The organism is Nocardia brevicatena NBRC 12119, assembly GCF_000308495.1.
Lineage (GTDB): Bacteria > Actinomycetota > Actinomycetes > Mycobacteriales > Mycobacteriaceae > Nocardia > Nocardia brevicatena.
This window is the reverse complement of record NZ_BAFU01000184.1, coordinates 1-1270: the sequence shown is the minus strand read 5'-3', so window position 1 is coordinate 1270 and position 1270 is coordinate 1. Positions and strand designations below refer to the sequence as shown.

Below are 1270 nucleotides of genomic sequence, written 5' to 3'. Positions count from 1 at the left end.
CCCCCGCATTGTTGGAGGGCGAATAATCAGGTTTCAACCGGAACCGGGTGATGGTAGCTCGCCTCGAACTCGTCGGGTGATCGCCGGCCCAGCTTCTTCTGGATGCGCTGAGTGTTGTACCAACCATCGATATAGGCGAACAGGGCATTCTCGGCCTCATCGCGGGTCCGCCAGGACCGGCGATAAACCAGCTCGGTCTTCAATGTGGAAAAGAAATTCTCCATCAACGCGTTATCGTAGGAATCGCCTACCGATCCCATCGACTGCGCAATACCATTGTCGGACAAACGGTTTGCGAATCGAATTGCAGTGTAGGTCGAGCCCCTGTCCGAATGGTGGATCAACTCACCGTCGCGGATGTCACGGCTCCAAACCGCGAACTCCAGCGCACCGAGCACCAGCTCGGTGTCACAGCGATCCGAAGCTTTCCAGCCCACGATTCGGTTGGAGAACACATCCCGCACCGCGGCCGGCCAGAACGCGCCCTGACCACACGGAACGCGGGTCGCGTCGGCCACCCACAACCGGTTCGGTCGATCCGCGGTGAAGACCCGTTCGACGAGATCCGGCGCCGGTGCTGCTCGCGGATCGGTCCGGGTGGACCCGATCCGCCACCGTTTCCGCAGGAACGCGCCCTGCAACCCGGCGCCACGCATCACCCGCTCCACCCGTTTCCGCCCGACCGAGATGCCGCGGCGGGCCGGCATCGCGTGCACCCGGGGAGACCCGTAAGTGCCACCGGAGCTGGTGTGGATATCGACGATCCCGGCCGGCAACGCCTCGTCGGCGATCTGCCGAGCCGAAGGCTGTTCCAGGGCGTTTGCACCACCAGTAGTAGGTCGACGAGGCGATACCGAGTACCCGCAATACGAGCTCGACCGGGTGCCGACTGTCCATGACGAATCGCACGATCACCTCCGGGTCCGGCCGAGCTCCGAGGCGAAATACGCACTCGCAGAACGCAGGATGTCGTTCACCCGCTCCAACTCTGCCACCTGTTTACGCAGCCGCTTGTTCTCCTCGGCCAGATCAGTGGCCGGCGGTTCGTGCCTCTGACCACTGTCGGCTTGGCGGATCCAGTTCCGCAGCGCCTCGTGAGGCACGCCCAACTGCTGGGCGAGCTTGCGGATTGTCGGCTTCGGGTCCGATTCCAGATACAGCCGGACCGCTCGAGCCTTCAACTCGTCCGGATACTTCTTCGGTGCTGCCACGCGGGGCTCCCTTCCTGGCCCTATCGGACCATGCTCAGAGCCCTCCAAGGAAGCGAGGG

The 1270-nt window shown here is 63.5% G+C and carries 2 protein-coding genes; both read right to left on the bottom strand.

The window, feature by feature from the left end; translation table 11 throughout:
- Positions 1 to 26 precede the first annotated feature (26 nt).
- On the bottom strand, positions 27 to 815 hold the full coding sequence (locus ON20_RS25880) for an IS3 family transposase (RefSeq protein WP_281032906.1): 789 nt from the start codon (positions 813 to 815) through the stop codon (positions 27 to 29).
- Positions 816 to 911: 96 nt separating this feature from the next.
- Positions 912 to 1211: a transposase gene (locus ON20_RS25875; RefSeq protein WP_040839649.1), complete on the bottom strand. Its 300-nt coding sequence runs from the start codon at positions 1209 to 1211 to the stop codon at positions 912 to 914.
- Positions 1212 to 1270: the final 59 nt, after the last annotated feature.